Source organism: Citrobacter sp. Cpo147, from assembly GCF_030332405.1.
In the GTDB taxonomy this organism is placed as follows: Bacteria; Pseudomonadota; Gammaproteobacteria; order Enterobacterales; family Enterobacteriaceae; genus Citrobacter; species Citrobacter portucalensis.
In genome coordinates, this window is sequence record NZ_JAOWHX010000039.1 from 315849 (window position 1) to 339548 (window position 23700).

A 23700-nucleotide genomic window follows, 5' to 3' on the forward strand; every position below is an offset into this window, starting at 1 on the left:
GATAACCTGAGAATAGCAACAGAGTGCAGAGAATAACATCCGCTTAAATTTCATTCATCGTTAGCGCATCGATTATTGAATCAATTTTAACAATGAGGACAAAACGTGCTGTAGTGCAATCTTTCCCTTATGGCTGTGGCCCTTTTAGCCACTAATCAGTAGTCCGGGAAATCAGGCGGTATGCTGCACGGATAGCGGCCTGCAATTAAAATACAGAAGTGTGATTGCCTTCAAACCAAATGTAAAACTAGTGTTAAATTCTGTTCAAAACTGATTGCTCTGTATAAGGATTACAAATACATTCAACAATCATCGTGTTGCGGATGCGCATTGTTGCCGGAGGGGAGAAAGATGAATTCAATATTTACCGAGGAAAACCTACTGGCATTTACGATGGCTGCCCGCTATAGCAGTTTCAGCAAGGCGGCGGAGGAGCTTGGCTTAACCACATCGGCAATTAGTTACACCATCAAGCGCATGGAAATGGGTCTCGACGTGGTGCTGTTTACCCGCAGTACTCGCAGCATTGAGCTGACCGAGTCCGGGCGCTATCTCTTTCGCAAAGCAACTGACCTGCTGAATGACTTCCACGCCATCAAGCGCAGCATTGATACCATCGCTCAGGGCATTGAAGCCCGGGTACGCATCTGCATTAACCAGCTGTTGTATACCCCACAGCACACTGCCCGGCTATTACAGGTGCTCAAAAAGCAGTTTCCGACCTGCCAGATAACCGTCACCACCGAGGTGTATAACGGCGTCTGGGATTCGATCATCAACAACCTGGCCAATATCGCCATTGGCGCGCCCGATACGTTACTGGACGGCGGCGGAATTGATTACACCGAGATCGGCGCGATCCGTTGGTCATTTGCGATTGCCCCGGATCATCCGCTGGCGTTTATGCCTGAACCCATCTCTGAGAGCCAACTGCGCCTGTACCCGAACATCATGGTGGAAGACACCGCACACACCATCAACAAGAAGGTTGGTTGGCTGTTACACGGTCAAGAGTCGATTCTGGTTCCCGATTTTAATACCAAGTGCCAGTGCCAGATCCTGGGGGAGGGAATCGGTTTTCTGCCAGACTATATGGTGCGCGAGGCGATGGAAAAGTCGTTGCTGGTGACACGGCAGATCCACAACCCACGTCAGGATTCACGAATGCTTTTGGCAACCCAGCATTCGGCAACCGGTCGTGTCACTCAGTGGATTAAAAAAGAGTTTGGCCCACAAGGGATACTGACGGGGATTTATCAGGATTTACTGCATCGGGCGTGATGCACCGGATGGCTGTTATACCTTCCAGTGCATATAAGATAATCAGGCGCGGATATCGTCGTACTCGCGGGTTTTATCAAATTCATGTTTGGCAAACGGGCACAGCGGAATAACTTTGCGGTTTTCAGCGCGCATCTTCTCTACCACTTTCGCCACCAGCTGTTTGCCGACGCCCTGACCTTTCAGGCTGGGATCGACATCGGTATGTTCAATGATGCTCAGATGCTCGCCCGTCGGCACGAAAACAATCTCGGCAACCTGGTTGCCCTCAGCATCATTGACATAAAACTTGTTATGGCCTGCAAGAATTTCCATGCTTCCCTCACTCATTTTTGGCGATATTTCAGCGCACCGCTCGGACAGGTATCGATGACCTTGATGACCGTGGCAACGTCCACTTCATCCGGAATAATCCACGGTTTACGTTTCAGGTTAAACAGCTTCGCGCTTCCCCGCACGCAATTGCCCGAATGCTGACACATCGCCGTGTTGAAGTAGACGTCAATCTTCTCGCCGGTATAGGCCCGGTAACCTGCATCCAGTAGTTCCTTATCCACGACATTGCCTCGCATTTTTTTATTGTCTGGGTCTAATCATAGACCTATGCGAGGCTGAAGGAAGTGGCTGAAAGCAGAAATATCATTCAGGCTTTTTCTGTATCGACGGCTGCGGCTCTGGCGGCAAATACTCCAGCATCGCAGGCGTCGGCGGCGGGAGGCGGTTATCGGCAATATCCCTGTCCACATCGATATGACTGATTTCGCCATTCTCATGATGGTGGACCGTCAGCACCCTCGCCTTGTTCAGTTCCGTAACTAGCTCCCGGGTAATACGCAAACTTTCTGCCAGCTCATGGTCTTCAAGCCCGGGTCTGCGACTGCGGCGTTCGACCCGAAAACGAAACTGGTTGTACTTCGCCCAGCCAATCAGCACCAGGCCGTTGACCAGGGCGACAAGGATATAAAACGTGACCGTATCCAGCGTGGTGAAAAAGGGTCGCACCCCCATATACGGCGAATGCGCCAGGGCTGTGATCAGCCCTTTATAGATCAAATAGATAAATCCAACCCATGCGATGGCCGTCAACAACACATCGATGATGCGCGGCAGCAAACGCCGCTCCGTGAAGATCAGTGGCTGGTTCATGATTCGATCCTCCCAATACCGCGGTCAGGACTCACCCAACGCGCTCTGCCACGTTTGCGTTTGAGCATCACTTTCGGGAACGCGACCAGCGTGGTGAACAGGCTTAGCATCCAGTACACCACCGGGAACCAGATAATCCAGAACAACGAGGCGCCAATGCCTTTTTCATAGCGTCGTTCAATCATCAGGCTCACCGCAAACTGCAGCAAGCACACCACGCCGAGGATAAGTCCGGTAAAGGCTGGCGGGAACAGATGCTGTACATACAGCGAGTCCGGCATCGGGATCATCAGCCCTAACAGGAACAGCACGATACTGATCGCATAGGCAAACGACCAGGCGGTAGAAAAACAGAACTCAAGAAACAGCGGCCACATGCGGCGGAACTCCCACGACCACAGGCGACGCATGTTAACGATAAACACCTCTGCACCACCCTGCGCCCAGCGCAAACGCTGCTTCCATAGCCCTTTTAATGTTTCAGGCATCAGGATCCAGCACAGAGCGCGCGGCTCAAAGAATACCGACCAGTGGCGCAATTGCAGCTTCCAGCTGATATCGATATCTTCGGTGATCATGTCCGGGCTCCAGTAACCGACCTCGGCCAACGCGCGACGACGAAACGCCGCAACTACGCCGGAAACGGTAAAGATCTGCCCATAGACTCGCTGAGTACGCTTAATTAAGCCGATAATGGAAGAGAACTCACCGACCTGCACACGACCGATTAACGTAGAGCGGGTTCGAATACGCGGGTTCCCCGTCACCGCACCAACGCGCGGGAACTGGATCAGCGGAGCCACAATATAGGCAACGGCATCACGATCCAGTAACGCATCGCCATCAATACACACCAGGTAATCACTGCGCGCCGCGGCCGCACCGGTCTTGAGCGCCAGCGCTTTACCCTGGTTTTCAGCCAGATGAATCACCCGTAGGCTGGGGTATTCCACTGCCAATTGTTCCAGCACGTCGTGAGTGTCATCCGTCGAACCATCGTTGATGGCGATCACTTCGATATTCTTATATCGCTGTGCCAGTGCTGCCTCAATGGTTTCACGCGCGTTGATCCCTTCGTTAAAACAGGGGATCAGAATGGAAACCAGTGGATTCCCCGGCAGAGTTGGTGGTGGCGTGTCATCTCCCCATTTCCAGTGACGTTCACGGTAAAACCAGAAATAGACCCCGCCGCTTATCCACAAAGCAGACATGAACAAAGGCCAGAAGAAGACGAAGTTCAACATCACTTCACCTGTAAAGATGACAGCCACGCCAAACGGCAGGCTGAACATCAGGCAAAGTATCAGGAAAGCAATAATGCGATCGGTCATTTTTGCGGATACCAGTATGAGGAGAACGTCGAGCGAATCTCTGACATCTCAGGTTTGTCGCTGATGAAATCATCCGGGTAATAGCCGTAGTTACCTGCACCGCTTAATTTCAGCTGGCGCATCCATTCGGCTATTTGTTTTCCGCTGATTTCAGCCTGATCCCCGGATTTACGCCAGTCTCGTGCCTGCAGTTCAAACACGGTTTTATCCAGCGCCCCAGGGGTTTGTGCAACGGCATTCACCAGTCGGTCAAGCCATGCGTTGGCATCATTGGCCGGGATTTGTTCCATGAATGGCATCGCCATCGGCGCCGTCCAGTCATAGGTATTGAGGAAATCATTCAGGTTTTGTGCAAACCAGGCTTCACTTTCAGGCTCCAGTACCGGCATGGCGTAAATATTGCGCGCAGTTTGCACCTGTGGACCGCGAATATTACGCACCGTCCGGGTCAGTTGTTTGGTGAAGTCAATAAGCATCTTACTTTTCAGGCGAGTCCAGCGCTCGAACGCCTGAGGATTATTACGTATTTGCTCGATACTGCCTGGAAGCCCTGCGGCACGGTAGGCGGCTAACGCCTCCGGTGACGCATCTTCAAAATCCGTCAGGAAAGCATCGTCATGGAACAAAATACCTTTGAAACTGGCGTGCTTCGCCAGGTCTTCATAGATTTCAGTGATGCGTTTGCGCGCTTCGCTGTCCCAGGGCGAGAGACGAACATAGTTCTCGTGATTGATAGCAGTGCGTCCCGTTTTCGGATCCCATGCGGTTACGCGCGGAATGGACGCGTCGAGATCGAAAGCCAGAACCGGCATCCAGGCATACACCGTCACCCCTGCCCGCGTTTGTAACTGCCAGGAGATATAGTTAAAGAGATCGGCACGCATCGGCAGCCAACGGTTGGGGAAATAGACCTCGCGAATATTCCCGTCGCCCTGCGGATCGGCGTACGCCTGCAGGAAGACATGAGAAATACGCATGTCATAAACGCGCTGGATCAGCTTATCGATATTTCGCTTCTGCTGAGCAGGGTCTTTGTCATACACGTAATCCAGATCGACATGCATCACGCGCATCGTCTGTGGTTCACGGACCTGAGCGACCTGACTGGCAAAGCGCTTAAGGGATGGGTTATCAGAGATCAGCACGCGCGGAATATCGTCGAGAAACGCGGCATTCGCCAACCCCTCATTAAGCGTAAAGGCCATCTTATAGCCATGCTCTTTGGCCAGGTTTAACGTTGTACCGTTGGCTGCGCCGTAAGGCCATACCCACGCACGCGGCGATTTTCCGGTCACCGCTTTGATCTTGTTAGTGATCAGAGAGATATCCGTGTTAATACGTCGTGTGTACTGTTCGTCCGTTTCGTAAGTGCCAGTTTTCTTATCATACAGGCGGTTCGCCACAGCGGGCTCTTTACTCCCCTGCGGGTTGGCCTCAGCGCCAAAGTGCGAGTTCCAGGTGTGCGCACCGACTTCCACCAACGGCGATTTCCCCATTTCTTCGACCATTTTCCAGGTGGCGAATTTGTCTCGCGCGGTCATTAAGCCACCAAAATCGACTTTTTTGTTGGCTGGCGCATCAACCCAACTGCCTACTGGCGCCCAGAGCGCAGGCCAGTTGTAGGCTTTCAGCAATGGCCAGACGCGGGTATAAAAACTGCTATACCCGTCGTCAAAGGTGAGTAATACCGCTTTTTCCGGCAGTACAATTTTACCGTCATGGGCGTCCAGAATTTGCTGCACGCTGATCGGCTGATAGCCATTATCACGCAGCCAGGCCATTTGGTCGCTCAACGCGCTAGTACGCACAGAGAGGTAGCGCTGGTCGGCTGCACCATCCTCCACATCATGGTAGCCGAGCACCAGAAAGCTATTTTTCGGCCACGGATGATCCGCCGTCAGCGGTGTTCTCTCCCCGGGAGGAACATAGCGAGGCGTTGTATTGTGCGCGCTGCTGCACGCGGTAATCATCAACCAGCCAGCGATTAATGCGCTAAGCCACAGGCATCTTTTCAGCATGAACAATCCTTAAAACCTGACATTTAAATCGAAAGCGAGGGAGATATTCCGCTCACGTTTACCGTCATAGGGGCGTTTATCCCAAATCAGCATCACCCCGCCGTCTACGACGTTGTTCCATTTAAGCCGTTGCCCGTATCCCACCTGGACGATAGCGCCTGCATCTTCACCTTGCTGCCAGTAGCCACCTACGCCAGCCAGACCTTGCTGCGTCCAGACGGTATCATAGTGGCGGTAAAGAACCTGCTCTGCGCTCAGGCCAGGGACAACCGAAAAATCACTCTTCGGGTTGTAATACGGCACATTTTCTTTAGTGTTGGTGCTCCCGCCAATGCCCGGCGTAAAGTCCAGCGTGAAGCGTGGCGTGGTCCACATGCGCTCTTTTCCGCTGAGTCCGTATTCGATGCGATCGTTACCGTCCGAGAAATGTGATGCGGCAAACGACAGTTGATATTCACGTCGTTCGTTTTGATACCAGCGAACAAACATATCGCCGCCGTTGGCATACACGCCACTACGCAGCGCGCGCAACGGGGTATTGCGAGAGAGGCGCTCGGCCGAACCACCAACGCGCCAGTTGTCATTGAAGTCATGCCAGCCGGATAGACGCCCACCAATCTTCTGCCCATCGCCATAATTTCGGCCAGACACTTCCATTTCCGCCCAGTAATCACGGGAAGTCCATTCTGCACCCGCCGCCAGATCGCGGCTGATGCCCTTCCCTTCCTCAAATTCACCGGTAGCGAAGTTGAATCCGGTAAACAGTCGCCAGTTGTCATTAATCGGTGGACTGTAAATAGCCGTGTTGATGTTGAAGTCATTCTTACCGCTGACCGGGCTATCGGACGAGATCCCCTGCGTTCCGCTAATACGCACTTCCGACATTTTGTGGACATCACGAATACGCGCGAGGCGCAGCGTCGCTTCATCATCCGGGCTACGGGCAATAACGTCATCCGTCAGTTCATCTGCCTGTTTCCACTCCTGAAGATCCAGTGCAACGTAAGCCTGCTGACGTTCCAGCTCCAGGTTGCTTGGCTCAATTACTTCCGCCAGCTTAAGCTCTTTCTCCGCCGCATGCGGCAATCCACGCGCTTCAAGCACAGAGGCATAAGATATGCGCAATCCCTGGTTACCAGAGCCTGTTCGTGCCAGATGCTCTGCGAGCTTTTCTGCCTCTGGCAGTTCATTGGCAGCGATATGATATTGCGTCAGTAGCGACTGTCCGAGCAGCCAGTTATCGTTAGGCTGCGGCGTTGGCGAGCCATAGATACGCCGCAGATACGGACTCTCTTTGATCAAATCATCGACTTGTTTTTTGGCAGCATCGAAGTTTTCATTATCAATGTGCGCGTAGAACAGATCTTGTTGATCCTCAGGACTGAGCGGCGTCACCGGGATAGGTCCATTCGGGTAGAAGATGCTCGCCAGCATCGCTTCGGTTTTTTCCGGCTGACGTTCGCTTAACCATGCTGATGCCACCCAGCGTTTTGCATAGTTTGGTACTTCACCGCTTGCAGAAAGGGAGTCATACTCATCAATCACTTCGGCAGTACGCTTACGCACCAACAGGGCACCCATACGGTCAATTCTCGCCCGACGGACATCATTCTGCGCAGACGGCTCATCTTTCCAGGCCGCCAATAGTTGGTCATAACGGGCCAACGCTTTATCCGCTACGATAAAACGTTCTTCTTCATTACGTGCGGACGTATAAGAGGATCGGACCATTTCGGCCGCCGCATCAAGCTCAAGACGGCGCTTCACTGGATCAGCCGTGGGAACGACCTCCGCCATATTTAAAGCGGGTCCGGAAACGCGGTTCGCCGACAGCGCAGATAGCAGCGTGGATTTTGCATTTTTATTGCCTGGATCAACATCATCCGCCTGGCTGGCAACCAACAGCGCATCCCAGTTTTTCCCCTGAGAATGATATACGTAGGCAAGTAGCGCGTCGGAATCTGCGCCCGGATGTGCCTGAGCCCATTTATTCGCTTCAGTAAGGGCTTGTTGGTTGTAGCGCGCATCCGCCAACGTCATTATCCAGCCGGTGCGTACATCCACGTTATCAGGCTCTTCCTGTAAAACGCTTTCCCACACCGCCAATGAATCATTCCAGTTTTTCTGGTTACGGTACGCACGTGCAGCGGCGACTTTGCCGCGCGCAGGCACATCCATCTGCCCACGATACCGCTGCCAGATTTCAATGGTAGTTTTATCGTTGTTCTCAACCCAACCAGAAACTTGCAGCCAGTCGGCAACCTGATTTGGCGTTAGCGCACTTTTCTTTCCCTGATCCTCAAGGTAGTGCAATAGCGGCGCACTATTACCACCTCGCGCTTCAATAACCAAAGCGTCATAATCTGATACTGCTGCTGAGATTTGCATAGGGAAAAGAACGCTTGCCGTAAATAAACAGCTTACAGACTTAAAACGTTTAATGAAGTTGGCATGTCGACGCATACTGAACATATCTGCCCTTATATCTTACATCAGAGTAAAAATAAGCGTTTTCAATAAGTTACGGTCAATCCCTGACAGTTGCCGACCATGTAAGATGCACTACCGCTTATTTCGTAATAGGGTTATGAAGCTATTAATTCTTTCGTCTTATTGACTACCTGTGCCTCGTCCTCTAATCGTTGGATAGGAGGCATAAACTTGTGAATTTTATCACTCTGCGTAGTTCGTGGCTACGTAATAAGAAAAGCCTTAGGCAAAAAAGCATTTTAGACTAGATTATCCTAATACTCTTGGGATTGAATTCTGGATTTAAACAAAGTTTGCCCGGTGACGTCATGTGACGATGCTTACTATTGCTGGTTAGCATAGCCACACCGCGTAACTGTTTGCATGGTAACTATTTTGAGAGGTGAGCAGAGAAAAATCTGATAATAGGCACTCTGCTAACAACAAAATATAACTTAATTTTTAGGGCTCAAACAGGGCCAATGAAATTAAAATAAGGGTACAGACGCAAGAAGAATTAGATACATTAACAATGCTTTGAAATCAAACAACTTTATTTATCATTTTTCGAAACCTACCATAATAGGTATTTGGAAAATCAATCAAATACGTGCGTGAATAATTGTGTATTACTTTACCTGTTAATATATTTACCAACCTTGCGTACTATTGACAATATCAACCACAATCAATTATTTCCCCTTACAATATGCAAGCCTATTTGCATTACAAGCAACTGATAGAAGCATAATTTTTTGCACTTACCTTCCCCTCAGTCTTTCAGGTAATCTGGGCAAAGACGCCAACAGGGACTGAACAATGAAAATCGTTAACGCAGAAGAAGAGCACATCCACGCCATACGCGATATCTACGCCCACCATGTTATTCACGGTACCGGCAGCTTTGAAACCGACCCGCCGGATGCACACGAGATGCTGGCACGTCTGGAAAAAATCCGCAGTCTGGGACTGCCGTGGGTTGTTGCACTGCAGGAAGATAAGGTCATAGGGTATTGTTATCTCACTCGCTATCGCGAGCGTTATGCCTACCGCTATACCCTTGAGGATTCGATTTATATTGCTCCAACGGCTCAGCGTCAGGGTGTAGGAAAAGCCTTACTGCGTCATGTGATTGGCTGGGCTGAAGCACAGGGTTATCGGCAACTGATTGCCATCGTCGGCGACAGCAATAATCAGGGATCGTTAAAAGTCCATCAGCAGGCCGGATTTACGCAAATCGGCACACTGAAAAACATTGGCTTCAAACATGGGCTATGGCTCGACACGGTATTGCTACAACGTAATCTGGGTGAAGGTAACGGCACGCTACCACCGGATTCCGGTGTCGCTATCTAACGTTTTTAAGGATTAACTACAGGGAGAGAATTTTGGAGCGGGCGAAGGGAATCGAACCCTCGTATAGAGCTTGGGAAGCTCTCGTTCTACCATTGAACTACGCCCGCATCGAAATGCGTAAGGGATTATAAACCTTACGCTCTTCTTGGCAAGGGACTAACCGACTGACTGGCGATTAAATCACCGTCAGCATTTTGGCTTACTGCCCTGCGGCGGCAAATAACGCAGTGGATCGATAGCTGTCGCCCGATAGCGGATTTGGAAATGCAGCCGCACCGTAGTCGCATCCGAGCTGCCCATCGTCGCGATTTTCTGCCCGGCCTTCACGTTTTGACCGTTGTTCACCAGCATGGTGTCATTATGCGCATACGCAGTGATGTAGTCCTCACTGTGCTTAATCATGATGAGATTACCATAGCCCCGCAGCTGATTACCGACGTAAACCACCTTCCCGGCGCCGGCGGCATAAATCGGTGTACCGCGCGCAGCCGAGATATCAATGCCCTTATTGCCGCCGTCCGCGGTTGAATAAGGCAGGATCACCTTACCGCTGGCAGGCCACTGCCAGCAACGTTGCCCTACTGGTGGCCAGGAAGACTGCGGTACGGACGAAGACGGTCTGACCGCTGCCGTTTTGGTTGAGGATTTCTTGGTTGTTTTGCCAGAGTTAGAACTGGTTTTCGCGCCACCGCTGACCTTCAGTTTTTGCCCTACTTCAATGGTATAGGGTGGTGAAATATTATTCAGGCGGGCGATCTCTTTCACGCTGGTCCCGGTAGCGCGCGAAATACGGTATAGCGTATCCCCCCGCTTCACGGTATACACGGAGCCGGAATAACTTCCTGTATCAGACGATTTGCTCCCAGAACACCCTGCTAACAGCAGACCGACACACAGCAACATCACGATACCCAGGCCATTTTTCTTCAGGCGTCCTGCACTCAAAACAATACCTCGCAACATTTTCAGACGCTTTATCATAGCAGCCAGAAACCGGATGCCAAATCATATCGCGCAACGAACCGTCGGTCCTGGCATTTCACACCCTCTGTTAATCAATCTGACTTAATTAAGCATATAATATGGGTGCTTAAGATTGATGGTGGACGCTATGCGACAGGAACATGTCATTTTATTGAATGAGCAGGACCAACCCTGCGGAACGCTGGAAAAATATGCGGCGCATACCGCCACAACTCCCCTGCATTCCGCTTTCTCGTGCTGGATATTTAACGAGCAGGGCCAACTGCTGGTCACCCGCCGCTCGCTGCACAAAAAAGCCTGGCCTGGCGTCTGGACCAACTCTGTCTGTGGTCACCCGCAGCTGGGTGAAACCCACGAAGACGCTATTGTCCGCCGGGCTCGCTTCGAACTGGGTGCAGACATCGACGCGCTCAGCCCCGTCTACGCTGACTTTCGTTATCGCGCCACGGACCCAAGTGGAATAGTTGAAAACGAAGTATGTCCGGTTTATGCCGCACATATCGTCAGCGAGTTACAGCTAAATCCAGATGAAGTGATGGATTGCCAGTGGAGCAATCTTGAGGATGTCTTAAGCGGGATTGACGCGACGCCGTGGGCTTTTAGCCCGTGGATGGTAATGCAGGCATCGAATGATAAAGCACGAGAATTATTGCGCGAGTTTGCTAACCGTAATTGATTGCCGGATGGCAACGCAAACGCGTTTTATCCGGCCTACGAATCGTCTCCACGTAGGCCGGATAAGGCATCAGCCGCCATCCGGCATTTCACATCTTACTTAACCGGGCGCATCGCCGGGAACAGGATCACGTCGCGGATGGTATGGCTGTTGGTGAACAGCATAACCATACGGTCGATACCAATGCCCAGACCCGCAGTCGGCGGCAGACCGTGTTCCAGAGCGGTAACATAGTCTTCGTCGTAGAACATTGCTTCGTCATCACCCGCATCTTTGGCGTTAACCTGATCCTGGAAACGCTGCGCCTGATCTTCTGCATCGTTCAGCTCGCTGAAACCGTTACCGATTTCACGTCCGCCAATGAAGAATTCGAAGCGATCGGTGATTTCCGGGTTTTCGTCATTACGACGCGCCAGCGGGGAAACTTCTGCCGGGTACTCGGTAATGAAGGTCGGTTGAATCAGGTGCGCTTCCGCAACTTCTTCAAAGATCTCGGTCACGATACGGCCCAGGCCCCAGCTCTTCTCAACTTTGATGCCGATAGATTCAGCAATCGCTTTTGCAGAGTCGAAGTTATCCAGTTCGGCCATGTTGGTTTCTGGACGGTATTTCTGAATCGCTTCGCGCATGGTCAGTTTTTCGAACGGCTTACCGAAGTCGAAGACTTCTTCACCATAAGGCACTTCAGTCGTTCCCAGAACGTTCTGCGCCAGCGTACGGAACAGCGATTCGGTCAGTTCGATCAGATCTTTGTAGTCCGCATAAGCCATGTAGAGTTCCATCATGGTGAACTCTGGATTATGGCGAACAGAGATGCCTTCGTTACGGAAGTTACGGTTAATTTCGAATACGCGTTCGAAGCCGCCAACCACCAGACGCTTGAGGTACAGTTCCGGCGCGATACGCAGGTACATGTCCAGATCCAACGCGTTATGATGGGTGATAAACGGACGCGCTGCCGCACCGCCAGGGATCACCTGCATCATCGGGGTTTCTACTTCCATAAAGCCACGAGCAACCATGAACTGACGGATGCCAGCCATAATCTGTGAACGCACTTTAAAGGTATTACGGGATTCATCGTTAGAGATGAGATCCAGGTAACGTTGACGATAGCGCGCTTCCTGATCCTGCAGACCGTGGAATTTGTCCGGCAGCGGGCGCAGCGCTTTGGTCAGCAGACGCAATTCGGTGCAGTGAATAGACAACTCACCGGTCTTGGTCTTGAACAACTTACCTTTCGCGCCGAGGATATCGCCCAGATCCCATTTTTTGAACTGCTCGTTGTAGACGCCTTCCGGCAGGTCATCGCGAGCAACGTACAGCTGAATGCGGCCGCCAACGTCCTGCAGCGTAACGAATGATGCTTTACCCATAATACGACGGGTCATCATACGGCCAGCAACGGATACCTCAATGTTCAGCGCTTCCAGCTCTTCGTTTTCTTTTGCGTCGAAGTCAGCATGCAGTTGGTCTGAGGTATGATCGCGACGGAAATCGTTCGGGAACGGGATCCCCTGCTCACGCAGGCTCGCCAGCTTCTCACGGCGCGTTTTCAGTTCATTGTTAAGGTCGGCTACCGCGTCAGCGCCCTGTACGTGTTGTTCAGACATGTTGGTTCCTCATAACCCTGCTTTCAAACTTGCTTCGATAAATTGATCCAGGCTGCCATCCAGCACCGCCTGCGTGTTACGGGTTTCAACCCCGGTACGCAGATCTTTGATGCGGGAGTCATCAAGGACATAAGAACGAATCTGGCTACCCCAGCCGATATCTGACTTATTGTCTTCCATCGCCTGTTTCTCGGCATTCTTCTTCTGCATTTCCAGTTCATAAAGCTTCGCTTTCATCTGCTTCATGGCCTGGTCTTTGTTCTTGTGCTGTGAACGGTCGTTCTGACACTGCGTCACAATCCCGGTCGGGATGTGGGTAATACGCACCGCAGATTCCGTACGGTTAACGTGCTGACCACCTGCACCGGAGGCACGGTAAACGTCAATACGCAGGTCCGCCGGGTTGATATCGATATCAATATCATCGTCAACTTCCGGATAAACAAACGCAGAACTGAACGACGTATGGCGACGACCGCCGGAGTCGAACGGACTCTTACGAACCAGGCGGTGTACGCCGGTTTCAGTACGCAGCCAACCGTACGCATATTCGCCAGCAATTCGGATGGTCACGGATTTAATACCCGCCACTTCACCTTCAGATTCTTCAATAATTTCGGTCTTAAAGCCGCGCGCTTCAGCCCAACGCAGATACATGCGCATCAGCATGCTTGCCCAGTCCTGCGCTTCCGTACCGCCAGAACCTGCCTGAATATCGAGATAGCAATCTGCGCTGTCATATTCACCGGAGAACATACGACGGAATTCCAGCTGGGCCAGCTTATCTTCCAGCGTGTCGAGTTCTGCTACGGCTTCGTTAAAGGTTTCTTCGTCGTCGGCTTCTACAGCCAGCTCCAACAGGCCGGAGACATCTTCCAGGCCCTGGCTCATCTGATCGAGCGTATCAACGATGGCCTCAAGAGAAGAACGCTCTTTACCCAGCGCCTGCGCGCGTTCGGGTTCGTTCCATACGTCCGGCTGTTCCAGCTCGGCGTTTACTTCTTCCAGACGCTCTTTCTTGGCATCATAGTCAAAGATACCCCCTAAGAACGTCAGAGCGCTCCGTGAGGTCCTGAATGCGGTTATTTACCGGATTAATTTCAAACATTGTCTGATTTCTTTTATTGGACTAGTCAAAATGCGGTGATAAGAGCGGGATTGTAACTAATCCACGCCCTTTTTTATAGCGATTAGTGACGCTAAAGTGGCCAGATATTGTCGATTATAATCTGCAAACTACGGTTGCCGCGAAACTCATTAATATCCAGTTTGTAGGCAAGCTGAACTTCGCGCACGCCGTTGTCCGGCCAGCAGGTGGTATCGACATTAAACGCAATACCGTCCAGCAGTGGACCACCGCCTACGGGCTCGACCATTACCTTCAGATGACGCTCACCGACCAGACGCTGCTGGAGCAAACGGAAATGCCCGTCAAACAGCGGTTCTGGGAACATTTGTCCCCACGGTCCGGCATCGCGCAGCATTTGTGCGACCTCCATGGTCATCTCCGACGCGTTCAGTGGGCCATCCGACACCACTTCACCTTGCAGTAAGGCGGGATCCAACCACTCGGTTACCAGTTCGCCAAAACACTGCTGGAAACGCTCAAACTGCGCCTCTTCAAGCGATAAGCCCGCCGCCATGGCGTGACCGCCAAACTTGAGGATCATGCCCGGATAAAGGGTGTCCAGGCGCTCCAGCGCATCGCGCATGTGCAGCCCCTGAATCGAACGCCCGGATCCTTTGAGGGTACCGTCACCTGCCGGGGCAAACGCTATCACCGGGCGATGGAATCGCTCTTTAATACGCGATGCCAGAATCCCCACTACGCCCTGATGCCACTCGGGATGATACATAGCCAGACCGCCAGGTAGCGTATCGCTACTGCGTTCCAGCTTTTCACACAGGGTCAGCGCTTCTGCCTGCATACCCTGCTCAATTTCTTTGCGCGTCTGGTTGAGTGCGTCCAGCTCATTGGCCAGCACGCGCGCTTCACCAATGTTGTCGCACAACAACAGCGCTACGCCAACGGACATATCGTCCAGACGCCCTGCCGCATTCAGCCGTGGCCCGAGGGCAAAACCTAAATCACTGGCTGCCAGCTTTAGGGGGTCGCGATTGGAAATCTCCAGCAGCGCTTTAATACCTGGGCGGCATTTTCCGGCGCGGATACGGCTTAAGCCTTGCCACGTCAGAATGCGGTTATTGGCATCCAGCGGGACCACGTCCGCCACCGTGCCAAGCGCAACCAGATCGAGCAAATCCGCCAGGTTCGGCGGTGCAATACCTCGCTCATCAAACCAGCCTTTGTCACGCAGGAAAGTGCGCAGCGCCAGCATCAGATAGAAAGCTACACCAACGCCTGCCAGCGATTTCGACGGGAACTCACAGTCGTGCAGGTTAGGATTGATGATCGCCTCTGCGCCCGGCAGCGTATCCCCTGGCAGGTGGTGATCTGTTACAACGACCGGGATCCCCAACGTTCTGGCATGTTCGACACCCGTGTGAGACGAGATGCCGTTGTCTACGGTAACAATCAGCTGAGCACCACGGGCATGGGCCTGATCAACGACTTCCGGGCTTAAACCATAACCGTCCTCAAAACGATTTGGCACCAGGTAGTCAACGTTACTGCAGCCCAACGCGCGCATCGCCAGGATGCTTAGCGCCGTGCTGGTCGCGCCATCGGCATCGAAATCGCCGACAACGATGATGCGAGTTCCCGCACGAAAGGCGTTGTAGAGGATCTCAACCGCCTTTTCGACACCGTTTAAATGCTGCCACGGCAGCATTCCTTTCACGCTACGCTCAAGTTCCTGCGCGCTGCGCACACCGCGACTGGCGTATAAACGGCGCAGCAGTGGCGGCAAGTCGGCAGGTAACTCGGCTGTCTCGTCGGCCTCACGCCGACGAAGTTGTATCTGTTGTTTCACGCGAATTATTTACCGCTGGTCTGTTTTGCATGTGCGTCGAGGAATTCTTTCATCTCTTTCGGGCCCTGATAACCAGGTACGACATAACCATTGCTCAGCACAATCGCCGGTGTACCGCTGACGCCAAACTGTACGCCCAGCGCATAGTGGTTAGCGATATCCACATCACAGGTCGCCGCTTTCACGCCCTTGCCAGTCATCGCGTCGTCAAAGGCTTTGTTTTTGTCCTTAGCACACCAGATAGACTTCATGTCCTGCTCAGCCTGACTGTCCAGCCCCTGACGTGGGAAGGCCAGATAACGTACGGTGATCCCCAACGCATTGTAATCTTTCATCTCTTCATGCAGCTTGTGGCAGTAACCACAAGTGATGTCGGTGAAAACGGTAATGACGTGTTTTTCCTGCGGCGCTTTGTAGATGATCATCTCTTTTTCCAGCGCGTTCAGATGTTTCATCAGCAGTTGGTTGGTGACATTCACCGGACTTGCGCCGCTCACGTCGTACATCGGTCCCTGAATAATATGTTTACCGTCTTCGGTAACGTACAGCACGCCGCTATTGGTCAGTACAGTTTTCATACCCGCAACCGGAGCAGGTTGAATCTCGGTGCTCTGCACACCCAGCTTTGCTAATGACTGACGAATTGCCGCGTCGTCTGCATGTACCATGCCGGAAAACGCCGTCGCCAGCAGGGTGAACATCATAAAACGTTTTTTCATAGCCTATCCTATCCTGTCAGCACTCACGCTCGCGGGTGATGCTGTTGATGTAGTTGCCGCAAGCGCTCCGTTGCGACATGAGTATAAATTTGCGTTGTCGAGAGATCGCTATGCCCCAGTAGCATCTGCACCACGCGCAGGTCTGCGCCATGGTTAAGCAGATGCGTGGCAAACGCGTGCCGCAGGACGTGCGGTGACAGCTTTTCGCTGTCGATTCCCGCCAACACAGCATAGTGTTTGATACGATGCCAGAAGGTCTGACGGGTCATCTGTTGCGCCCGCTGACTAGGAAACAGCACATCAATCGATACGCCGTTGAGCAACCATGGACGCCCATGCTCCAGGTATGTTTCCAGCCAGTACACAGCCTCCTCACCCAACGGGACAAGGCGCTCTTTGTTACCTTTACCGATCACCCGTACCACACCCTGACGCAGGCTGACGTCACTCATCGTCAGTCCTACCAGTTCAGACACGCGCAGGCCTGTTGCATACAGCACTTCCAGCATGGCTTTGTCGCGTAGCTCCAGCGGTTGCTCAACAAGCGGCGCTTGTAGCAGCCGCTCAACCTGTGCTTCGCTGAGATCTTTAGGCAGGCGCTGCGGAAGTTTAGGTGATGCAAGCGAGGCGCTGGGGTCATCTTCACGATATTTTTCGCGGTACAGATGCTGAAAAAAACGTCGCGTCGCACTGAGCAAACGTGCGGAACTGGTGGCTTTATACCCTCCATCCATCCGCTCAGCCAGCAAGGCTTGCAGATCATCACTTTGCGCGGCCGCAAGCGAAGCGCCGCGGTGATGTAACCATTCCACAAGCATGGTCAGATCGCGACGATACGCACTTAATGTATTTTCCGCCAGATTTCGTTCCAGCCACAGGGCATCAAGAAACTGCTCGATGCGCGCCAGATCCTGTTCCACTCGCGCCCCTTATTCCACTCTCATTTTTGATGCATTATGCCTCATTGTGCCGAGAATGCGGCGATTCTGTTACACTACCCGCAACGCTACAGCAGAATTGAGATGTTTACGTCATGAACATGGGTCTTTTTTACGGTTCCAGCACCTGCTACACCGAAATGGCAGCAGAAAAAATCCGCGATATCCTGGGTCCCGAACTGGTGACACTGCACAACCTCAAAGACGATTCCCCGACCCTAATGGAGCAATATGACGTGCTCATTTTGGGCATTCCAACCTGGGATTTCGGTGAAATTCAGGAGGACTGGGAAGCGATCTGGGAGCAACTGGACGACCTCAACCTGGAAGGCAAGATTGTCGCGCTTTACGGTATGGGCGATCAGTTGGGATACGGCGAATGGTTCCTGGATGCGTTGGGTATGCTGCACGATAAACTGATCACTAAAGGTGTAAAGTTTGTCGGCTACTGGCCCACAGAAGGCTACGAATTCACCAGCGATAAACCCGTCATTGCTGATGGACAACTGTTTGTTGGCCTGGCGCTGGATGAGACGAACCAGTACGATCTCAGCGATGAACGCATTCAGGCCTGGTGCGAGCAAATTCTTGGGGAAATGGCCGAGCACTGGTCCTGATAACCGATTTGCCGGATGACGGCGTAAATGCCTTATCCGGCCTGCATGACGCACCTAACTGTAGGCCTTCAAGCTGCGCGCCATCAGGCATGCGTCATGCGTTACCCTTGCTTCGCCTTTTGCAGCATCAACCGCCGTAAATCCCGCCACTCTGCATCATCCATACTGTCTGCTGCCAGCCACAAATGTTGACGTTTTCCGGCATCAGATCGCAAACGCAGCATCATGCCTGTTTTAACCATCCAGGGGGCGCTAACGATAGACCACTCTTGCCCTTGCCAGCGCAGACGGCCATCCATCAATAGCCGAATCTCACCCTGACAGGCGTTGATTCGACGCTGACTGCGAACGCTATCGAACACCACCAGAGAGAGCAAAACCAGCCATAATGGGGTGTAGCTCAATGGCCAGGGCATCAATAAAATAAACACCGCGACCAGCCCATGAATTAGCAGTGAAAGCCACTGCGCGCGCCATGATACGCGTAAATCAGATTGCCACTGGACCACGTTCCCGATTCCGTGTCTGGATAAGTCGCACCATCTGTTCCAGCTGCTCATCAGCTGGTTTCCCATGATTCATCAACCAGTTAAATAAATCTGGATCATCACATTCTAGCAGACGGATAAAGATACGTTTTTCTTCGTCACTTAAGCTGTCATATTCATGTTCGAAAAACGGCATGATCGAGATGTCCAGCTCGCGCATACCGCGGCGGCATGCCCAATGAATACGTGCTTTGTTGTTAATATCCATGTTCTTCTCCCTGTCTCGCGAAAACGAAGTATCCCGCTATTGTAACGTGTTTTTCCCGCTCTTTTTACGGGAATATCAGTAAACTGAAGCTCGCTCGCTAAATAAAACCTTATTAAGCCAAAGGATTCACCATTTTTGGATGTCTCCTCGCAAAGCGCAACATATGGCACAAATAGCCTGTTTAAACCGCTTGCAATGGGCCATAGCTCTTTTACCATTAGTCATTATCACTGCGTTAAGCAAATCAGGACATTATTATGGCTTTTACATCTTTTCCTCCTCGCCAGCCTTTCGCGTCAACGCGTTTGCCTCTGACGCTAATGACGCTCGATGACTGGGCGCTCGCCACCATCACCGGTGTCGACAGTGAGAAGTATATTCAGGGTCAGGTCACGGCGGATGTCAGCCAGATGACCGAGCATCAGCACCTGTTGGCTGCACATTGTGACGCCAAAGGTAAAATGTGGAGCAACCTGCGTCTGTTCCGCCAGGGCGACGGTTTTGCATGGCTTGAGCGCCGTAGCCTGCGTGATGCGCAGCTCAGCGAGCTGAAAAAATATGCGGTCTTCTCGAAGGTGGCGATTGCCCCGGACGATGAACGAGTACTGCTGGGCGTAGCGGGATTCCAGGCACGTGCAGCGCTGGCCAATCTCTTTAGCGAATTGCCGAACAGTGATAAGCAGGTCATTACCGAAGGTGCCTCCACGGTATTGTGGTTCGAACACCCTGCCGAACGTTTTCTGCTGATCGTTGATACCACCACAGCAGAAACCTTGGTTGAAAAGCTGCGTGGCGAAGCTGAGTTAAATAACAGCCAGCAGTGGCTGGCGCTGGATATCGAAGCGGGTATCCCCGTTATTGATACAGCCAACAGTGCACAGTTTATTCCCCAGGCTACCAATCTGCAGGTTCTGGGCGGGATCAGCTTTAAAAAAGGCTGCTACACCGGTCAGGAAATGGTGGCTCGTGCAAAATTCCGCGGAGCCAACAAACGCGCCATGTGGACTTTGGCGGGTGCCGCCGGTCGAGTACCGGAAGCGGGTGAAGACCTGGAGCTGAAAATGGGCGAGAACTGGCGCCGTACCGGCACCGTACTCGCCGCAGTACAACTGGCTGATGGTCAGGTACTGGTGCAGGTTGTGATGAATAACGACATGGAGGCCGACAGCGTGTTCCGCGTTCGTGAAGACGCGAAAACGCTGCATATCGTACCGCTGCCATATTCGTTAGACGAAGAGTAATTGGTAGGCCTGATAAGCGCAGCGCCATCAGGCAATTCGGCACAGGCTACCGGATTGCGGCGTTGGCTTGTCCGGCCTATAAAATACAGTCCGGGCGAGGCGTTTACGCCGCCCCCGGGGTTGCACTGAATCTATGCGTGTTGCCCCACGTACAGATAGATCGCCAGGAAATGGCAAACGCTGCCGCCCAGCACAAAGCCGTGCCAGATCGCATGGTTGTAAGGGATACGCTTACAGACGTAGAAAATTACGCCCAGCGAATACACCACACCACCAACAGCCAGCAACGTCACGCCTCCCGCCGCCAACTTAACCGCCAGTTGATACACCACAATCAGCGAAAGCCAGCCCATTGTCAGGTAGGTCACCAGTGACAGAACCTTAAACCGGTGCGCAATGGTTAGTTTGAATAAAATACCGATCAGCGCCAGGCTCCAGATAACAATCATCAGCCCACGTGCCAGCGGCGAATCAAGCCCTACCAGCAGAAATGGTGTATAGGTCCCGGCAATCAGCAGATAAATCGCACAGTGGTCGAATTTTTTCAGCCAGACTTTCGCTCTCTGATGGGGGATCGCGTGATACAAAGTTGAGGCGAGGAACAGCAGGATCATGCTGCCGCCGTACAGGCTATAGCTGGTAATCGCCATAGCGCTGGCGTTGGTATCCACTGCCTGGACCAGCAATAACACCAGTCCGACAATCCCAAACACCAGCCCGATACCGTGACTGATGCTGTTGGCTATTTCCTCTGCCAGCGAATATCCCTGCGCGATTAATGGCTTCTGAACCATAACTTACTCCCGAGAAACGAACCCTATCGTGATTGCTCCTCTAGCGTAACTGAGAATGGTTCCAGTGAACACCTGTTAGCTAAAATAATTACCAGATAAATATTTATCATTAAAAATCATAGTGTTAGATTTTAAATTTCAGCTAACATGCGTACCATTAAAATCAAAGGCATTTAAAATCAATCACATAAAATTGCGTCTGATCCGGATAAATCTCGGCAATGACATGTTTAAGTTCTTCAAGCGTCATGTTTTCCTGCCGGGCATGTTTATCCGTCAGCGTATCCAGCGTGACGGTTGAGGTGCCTACAACCTCAATCGTGCAGAAGTAACCGTCATCTTCGAAGCGCCCAACCCGTAAAATGTCCCCGGCTTTGAAGTGTGATTCGGACTCGTCACGAATAGTGATGGTCTTGCGTCCGGCCAGAATGTCATCCTGGAAACGCTGAAAAAAAGTGATGTCATTTGGCTGCATGTTATTATTCCCTGTAGATGAAGTCTGATGAGTGAGTTTTGCCATTGTGAGTATGTTCTCCCACGCTGCCATCGCCAGTCTCAACAATCTTGAGATGCTGGTCTACAACTATGTCATCAAAAACCGTGACAAAGTCATGTACATGACCATTCGCGAACTGGCCGATGCCGTGGGTGTTTCCACTACCACCGTACTGCGCTTTTGCCGCAAGCTTAAGTGTGAAGGTTACTCAGAATTTCGCGTGCGCTTCAAATTATATTTAGAGCAGAATGAACCGCAACAGGCTAATTTCGGTGCCAGCGAAATTATCAGCTTCTTTAAAGGCGTTAATAACGATGAGTTCGATAATCTGCTCGATCAGGCTGTTGATATTATATTATCTTCCGAACGTATTATATTCGTCGGAGCGGGAACATCCGGAGCCTTAGCCAAATATGGCGCACGTTTTTTCTCAAACGTTGGAAAATTCAGTAATCACATTGATGATCCTTATTTCCCGGTAACGAATGACATGGCCAGAAACGCGCTGGCGATCGTGCTTTCTGTTTCCGGTGAAACAGAAGAGATCCTGCGCTTTGCCAGCCAGTTCAGCCTGCATAACTGTAAGGTCCTGTCTGTCACCAGTCATGAACATTCGCGGCTGGCCAAATTGGCTGACTTTAATCTCTCCTGGCACGTTCCACAGACGCGCATTGCCGGGGTATACGATATAACCACGCAAATCCCTGTTATTTATATTCTGGAGTCACTCGGCCGCAAGTTGGCGAAAAGAATAGCGTAAAAAAACAATCTGTTTTTTGGATGTAACAAATCACATTAGCGCTATTTTGTTATATCGTGACATTTATCTTTCCTTTGTTAGACTCAAAATCAGATTGTATTAATTTGAGACTGAGCGCAGATGAAAAAACTTACCTTACCAAAAGATTTTTTATGGGGTGGCGCGGTTGCGGCGCACCAGGTTGAAGGCGGCTGGAACAAAGGTGGCAAAGGCCCCAGCATTTGCGACGTACTGACCGGAGGGGCACACGGCGTTCCGCGAGAAATCACTCAGGAAGTTGAACCCGGTAAGTACTACCCCAACCACGAAGCTGTCGATTTTTACGGTCATTACAAAGAAGACATCAAGCTGTTTGCTGAGATGGGCTTCAAATGCTTCCGCACCTCAATCGCCTGGACCCGTATCTTCCCCAAAGGGGATGAAAGCCAGCCGAATGAAGAAGGGCTAAAGTTCTACGACGACATGTTCGATGAACTGCTGAAGTACAACATCGAACCGGTCATCACCCTTTCCCACTTTGAAATGCCGCTGTACCTTGTTCAACAGTACGGTAGCTGGACCAATCGTAAAGTCGTCGATTTCTTTGTCCGATTCGCTGAAGTCGTTTTTGAGCGCTACAAGCACAAGGTCAAATACTGGATGACCTTTAACGAGATCAATAACCAGCGCAACTGGCGCGCACCGCTGTTTGGTTATTGCTGCTCCGGCGTGGTGTATACCGAGCATGAAAACCCGGAAGAAACCATGTACCAGGTGCTGCATCACCAGTTCGTGGCCAGTGCTCTGGCAGTGAAAGCCGCACACCGCATCAACCCGGAAATGAAAGTCGGCTGCATGCTGGCGATGGTGCCACTGTACCCGTTCTCCTGTAAGCCTGAAGATGTGATGTTCGCGCAGGAATCGATGCGTGAGCGCTACGTTTTCACCGACGTTCAACTGCGCGGCTACTATCCATCATATGTACTGAACGAGTGGGAACGCCGCGAATTCAATATCCGAATGGAAGCCGGAGATGAGCAAATCCTGCGTGAAGGCACCTGTGACTATCTCGGATTCAGTTACTACATGACCAACGCGGTAAAAGCGGAAGGCGGCAGCGGCGATGCCATTTCTGGTTTTGAGGGCAGCGTACCGAACCCGCACGTAAAAGCGTCCGACTGGGGCTGGCAGATTGATCCGGTCGGTCTGCGTTACGCCTTATGTGAACTGTATGAGCGCTATCAGAAACCGCTATTTATCGTAGAAAACGGATTTGGTGCCTACGACAAAGTGGAAGAAGACGGCAGCATCAACGACGACTATCGCATCGACTATTTGCGCGCCCACGTTGAAGAGATGATGAAAGCGGTAACCTATGATGGCGTAGACCTGATGGGCTACACGCCGTGGGGCTGCATCGACTGTGTCTCGTTCACCACCGGTCAGTACAGCAAACGTTACGGCTTTATCTACGTGAACAAACACGACGACGGCACCGGCGATATGTCGCGTTCACGCAAGAAAAGTTTTAACTGGTACAAAGAGGTGATTGCCAGCAACGGCGAGAAACTTTGATTTTTTGCCGGATGGCGG

At 51.8% G+C, this 23700-nt stretch carries 23 protein-coding genes and 1 tRNA gene; 7 read left to right on the plus strand and 17 right to left on the minus strand.

Going from position 1 to position 23700, the window contains the following annotated elements; genetic code table 11:
* Positions 1-351 precede the first annotated feature (351 nt).
* Positions 352-1281, plus strand: coding sequence for a LysR substrate-binding domain-containing protein (locus tag OGY06_RS19665; RefSeq protein WP_003825551.1), 930 nt, complete (start codon positions 352-354; stop codon positions 1279-1281).
* Positions 1282-1323: 42 nt separating this feature from the next.
* Here OGY06_RS19665 and OGY06_RS19670 read toward each other — a convergent pair whose 3' ends face one another.
* The 6 genes from OGY06_RS19670 to pgaA form a co-directional block, all read right to left on the minus strand.
* Complete coding sequence (locus OGY06_RS19670) at positions 1324-1596, minus strand: GNAT family N-acetyltransferase (protein ID WP_003033869.1); 273 nt, start codon at positions 1594-1596, stop codon at positions 1324-1326.
* Between the two features lie 11 nt (positions 1597-1607).
* Positions 1608-1838 (minus strand): 4Fe-4S mono-cluster protein YjdI, encoded by a 231-nt coding sequence (yjdI, locus tag OGY06_RS19675; RefSeq protein WP_003825544.1) that lies wholly within the window; start codon positions 1836-1838, stop codon positions 1608-1610.
* A gap of 82 nt (positions 1839-1920) precedes the next feature.
* Positions 1921-2427 carry a poly-beta-1,6-N-acetyl-D-glucosamine biosynthesis protein PgaD gene (pgaD, locus tag OGY06_RS19680; protein WP_003825542.1) on the minus strand — a complete coding sequence of 169 codons (507 nt, stop codon included), beginning with the start codon at positions 2425-2427 and terminating at the stop codon, positions 1921-1923.
* Positions 2424-3758: a poly-beta-1,6-N-acetyl-D-glucosamine synthase gene (gene pgaC / locus OGY06_RS19685; RefSeq protein ID WP_003033859.1), complete on the minus strand. Its 1335-nt coding sequence runs from the start codon at positions 3756-3758 to the stop codon at positions 2424-2426. The genes pgaD and pgaC overlap by 4 nt, the downstream gene beginning before the upstream one ends.
* On the minus strand, positions 3755-5776 hold the full coding sequence (gene pgaB, locus OGY06_RS19690; protein WP_003825535.1) for a poly-beta-1,6-N-acetyl-D-glucosamine N-deacetylase PgaB: 2022 nt from the start codon (positions 5774-5776) through the stop codon (positions 3755-3757). The genes pgaC and pgaB overlap by 4 nt, the downstream gene beginning before the upstream one ends.
* A gap of 9 nt (positions 5777-5785) precedes the next feature.
* The gene (gene pgaA, locus OGY06_RS19695) at positions 5786-8248 is read right to left on the minus strand and encodes a poly-beta-1,6 N-acetyl-D-glucosamine export porin PgaA (RefSeq protein ID WP_003825533.1); all 2463 of its coding nucleotides are present in this window, start codon (positions 8246-8248) and stop codon (positions 5786-5788) included.
* An 816-nt stretch (positions 8249-9064) separates the two neighbouring features.
* Between pgaA and OGY06_RS19700 the strand changes: the two genes are divergently transcribed.
* Entirely contained in the window at positions 9065-9601 is a 537-nt protein-coding gene (locus tag OGY06_RS19700) for a GNAT family N-acetyltransferase (protein WP_191236024.1), read from the plus strand.
* Positions 9602-9634: 33 nt separating this feature from the next.
* On the opposite strand, the gene OGY06_RS19705 is transcribed toward OGY06_RS19700, so the two are convergent.
* Positions 9635-9708 (minus strand) — tRNA-Gly (locus OGY06_RS19705).
* 79 nt (positions 9709-9787) lie between these two features.
* Positions 9788-10546 (minus strand): amidase activator ActS, encoded by a 759-nt coding sequence (gene actS / locus OGY06_RS19710; protein ID WP_032945492.1) that lies wholly within the window; start codon positions 10544-10546, stop codon positions 9788-9790.
* A gap of 166 nt (positions 10547-10712) precedes the next feature.
* On the opposite strand from actS, the gene idi reads away from it, so the two are divergent.
* Positions 10713-11261: an isopentenyl-diphosphate Delta-isomerase gene (gene idi / locus OGY06_RS19715; RefSeq protein ID WP_286605894.1), complete on the plus strand. Its 549-nt coding sequence runs from the start codon at positions 10713-10715 to the stop codon at positions 11259-11261.
* A 95-nt stretch (positions 11262-11356) separates the two neighbouring features.
* Here the strand turns inward: idi and lysS are convergent, their stop codons facing one another.
* From lysS to xerD, 5 genes are all read right to left on the minus strand, one after another.
* Positions 11357-12874, minus strand: coding sequence for a lysine--tRNA ligase (lysS, locus tag OGY06_RS19720; RefSeq protein ID WP_063940917.1), 1518 nt, complete (start codon positions 12872-12874; stop codon positions 11357-11359).
* Positions 12875-12883: 9 nt separating this feature from the next.
* Positions 12884-13982, minus strand: a protein-coding gene (gene prfB, locus OGY06_RS19725; protein ID WP_100194817.1) for a peptide chain release factor 2 whose coding sequence is annotated in 2 segments (ribosomal slippage) — positions 12884-13906 and positions 13908-13982 — 1098 coding nt in all. Because the reading frame shifts where the segments join, the coding sequence is not laid out codon by codon here.
* Positions 13983-14073: 91 nt separating this feature from the next.
* Positions 14074-15807: a single-stranded-DNA-specific exonuclease RecJ gene (gene recJ / locus OGY06_RS19730; protein ID WP_148361504.1), complete on the minus strand. Its 1734-nt coding sequence runs from the start codon at positions 15805-15807 to the stop codon at positions 14074-14076.
* A gap of 5 nt (positions 15808-15812) precedes the next feature.
* On the minus strand, positions 15813-16526 hold the full coding sequence (gene dsbC / locus OGY06_RS19735) for a bifunctional protein-disulfide isomerase/oxidoreductase DsbC (RefSeq protein WP_003825520.1): 714 nt from the start codon (positions 16524-16526) through the stop codon (positions 15813-15815).
* A gap of 23 nt (positions 16527-16549) precedes the next feature.
* The gene (gene xerD, locus OGY06_RS19740) at positions 16550-17446 is read right to left on the minus strand and encodes a site-specific tyrosine recombinase XerD (protein WP_286605895.1); all 897 of its coding nucleotides are present in this window, start codon (positions 17444-17446) and stop codon (positions 16550-16552) included.
* A gap of 113 nt (positions 17447-17559) precedes the next feature.
* Here xerD and fldB point away from each other — a divergent pair, with 113 nt between their 5' ends.
* On the plus strand, positions 17560-18081 hold the full coding sequence (fldB, locus tag OGY06_RS19745) for a flavodoxin FldB (protein ID WP_003825517.1): 522 nt from the start codon (positions 17560-17562) through the stop codon (positions 18079-18081).
* Between the two features lie 101 nt (positions 18082-18182).
* Here the strand turns inward: fldB and OGY06_RS19750 are convergent, their stop codons facing one another.
* Positions 18183-18590, minus strand: coding sequence for a protein YgfX (locus OGY06_RS19750; protein WP_003825515.1), 408 nt, complete (start codon positions 18588-18590; stop codon positions 18183-18185).
* Positions 18571-18837 (minus strand): FAD assembly factor SdhE, encoded by a 267-nt coding sequence (gene sdhE / locus OGY06_RS19755; RefSeq protein ID WP_003825514.1) that lies wholly within the window; start codon positions 18835-18837, stop codon positions 18571-18573. The genes OGY06_RS19750 and sdhE overlap by 20 nt, the downstream gene beginning before the upstream one ends.
* Positions 18838-19094: 257 nt before the next feature.
* Here sdhE and ygfZ point away from each other — a divergent pair, with 257 nt between their 5' ends.
* Positions 19095-20078 carry a tRNA-modifying protein YgfZ gene (ygfZ, locus tag OGY06_RS19760; RefSeq protein ID WP_286605896.1) on the plus strand — a complete coding sequence of 328 codons (984 nt, stop codon included), beginning with the start codon at positions 19095-19097 and terminating at the stop codon, positions 20076-20078.
* Between the two features lie 131 nt (positions 20079-20209).
* Here ygfZ and trhA read toward each other — a convergent pair whose 3' ends face one another.
* Both trhA and yqfB read right to left on the minus strand, forming a co-directional pair.
* Positions 20210-20872 carry a PAQR family membrane homeostasis protein TrhA gene (gene trhA / locus OGY06_RS19765; RefSeq protein WP_063940912.1) on the minus strand — a complete coding sequence of 221 codons (663 nt, stop codon included), beginning with the start codon at positions 20870-20872 and terminating at the stop codon, positions 20210-20212.
* Between the two features lie 163 nt (positions 20873-21035).
* Positions 21036-21347, minus strand: a complete 312-nt coding sequence (gene yqfB / locus OGY06_RS19770) for a N(4)-acetylcytidine aminohydrolase (protein ID WP_003825508.1) — start codon at positions 21345-21347, stop codon at positions 21036-21038.
* A 52-nt stretch (positions 21348-21399) separates the two neighbouring features.
* Between yqfB and OGY06_RS19775 the strand changes: the two genes are divergently transcribed.
* Positions 21400-22128, plus strand: a complete 729-nt coding sequence (locus OGY06_RS19775) for a MurR/RpiR family transcriptional regulator (RefSeq protein WP_008785744.1) — start codon at positions 21400-21402, stop codon at positions 22126-22128.
* A 120-nt stretch (positions 22129-22248) separates the two neighbouring features.
* Positions 22249-23682, plus strand: coding sequence for a 6-phospho-beta-glucosidase BglA (bglA, locus tag OGY06_RS19780; protein WP_126956613.1), 1434 nt, complete (start codon positions 22249-22251; stop codon positions 23680-23682).
* Positions 23683-23700: the final 18 nt, after the last annotated feature.

Excerpts from the sequence above, each read along its gene's own strand:
- pgaC (WP_003033859.1), bottom strand. The coding sequence starts at position 3,758 with ATGACCGATCGCATTATTGCTTTCCTGATACTTTGCCTGATGTTCAGC.
- trhA (WP_063940912.1), bottom strand. The coding sequence starts at position 20,872 with ATGGTTCAGAAGCCATTAATCGCGCAGGGATATTCGCTGGCAGAGGAA.
- lysS (WP_063940917.1), bottom strand. The coding sequence starts at position 12,874 with ATGTCTGAACAACACGTACAGGGCGCTGACGCGGTAGCCGACCTTAAC.
- fldB (WP_003825517.1), top strand. The coding sequence starts at position 17,560 with ATGAACATGGGTCTTTTTTACGGTTCCAGCACCTGCTACACCGAAATG.
- idi (WP_286605894.1), top strand. The coding sequence starts at position 10,713 with ATGCGACAGGAACATGTCATTTTATTGAATGAGCAGGACCAACCCTGC.
- sdhE (WP_003825514.1), bottom strand. The coding sequence starts at position 18,837 with ATGGATATTAACAACAAAGCACGTATTCATTGGGCATGCCGCCGCGGT.
- dsbC (WP_003825520.1), bottom strand. The coding sequence starts at position 16,526 with ATGAAAAAACGTTTTATGATGTTCACCCTGCTGGCGACGGCGTTTTCC.
- OGY06_RS19665 (WP_003825551.1), top strand. The coding sequence starts at position 352 with ATGAATTCAATATTTACCGAGGAAAACCTACTGGCATTTACGATGGCT.
- OGY06_RS19775 (WP_008785744.1), top strand. The coding sequence starts at position 21,400 with ATGTTCTCCCACGCTGCCATCGCCAGTCTCAACAATCTTGAGATGCTG.
- OGY06_RS19700 (WP_191236024.1), top strand. The coding sequence starts at position 9,065 with ATGAAAATCGTTAACGCAGAAGAAGAGCACATCCACGCCATACGCGAT.
- ygfZ (WP_286605896.1), top strand. The coding sequence starts at position 19,095 with ATGGCTTTTACATCTTTTCCTCCTCGCCAGCCTTTCGCGTCAACGCGT.
- OGY06_RS19670 (WP_003033869.1), bottom strand. The coding sequence starts at position 1,596 with ATGGAAATTCTTGCAGGCCATAACAAGTTTTATGTCAATGATGCTGAG.
- bglA (WP_126956613.1), top strand. The coding sequence starts at position 22,249 with ATGAAAAAACTTACCTTACCAAAAGATTTTTTATGGGGTGGCGCGGTT.
- yqfB (WP_003825508.1), bottom strand. The coding sequence starts at position 21,347 with ATGCAGCCAAATGACATCACTTTTTTTCAGCGTTTCCAGGATGACATT.
- pgaA (WP_003825533.1), bottom strand. The coding sequence starts at position 8,248 with ATGTTCAGTATGCGTCGACATGCCAACTTCATTAAACGTTTTAAGTCT.
- pgaD (WP_003825542.1), bottom strand. The coding sequence starts at position 2,427 with ATGAACCAGCCACTGATCTTCACGGAGCGGCGTTTGCTGCCGCGCATC.
- pgaB (WP_003825535.1), bottom strand. The coding sequence starts at position 5,776 with ATGCTGAAAAGATGCCTGTGGCTTAGCGCATTAATCGCTGGCTGGTTG.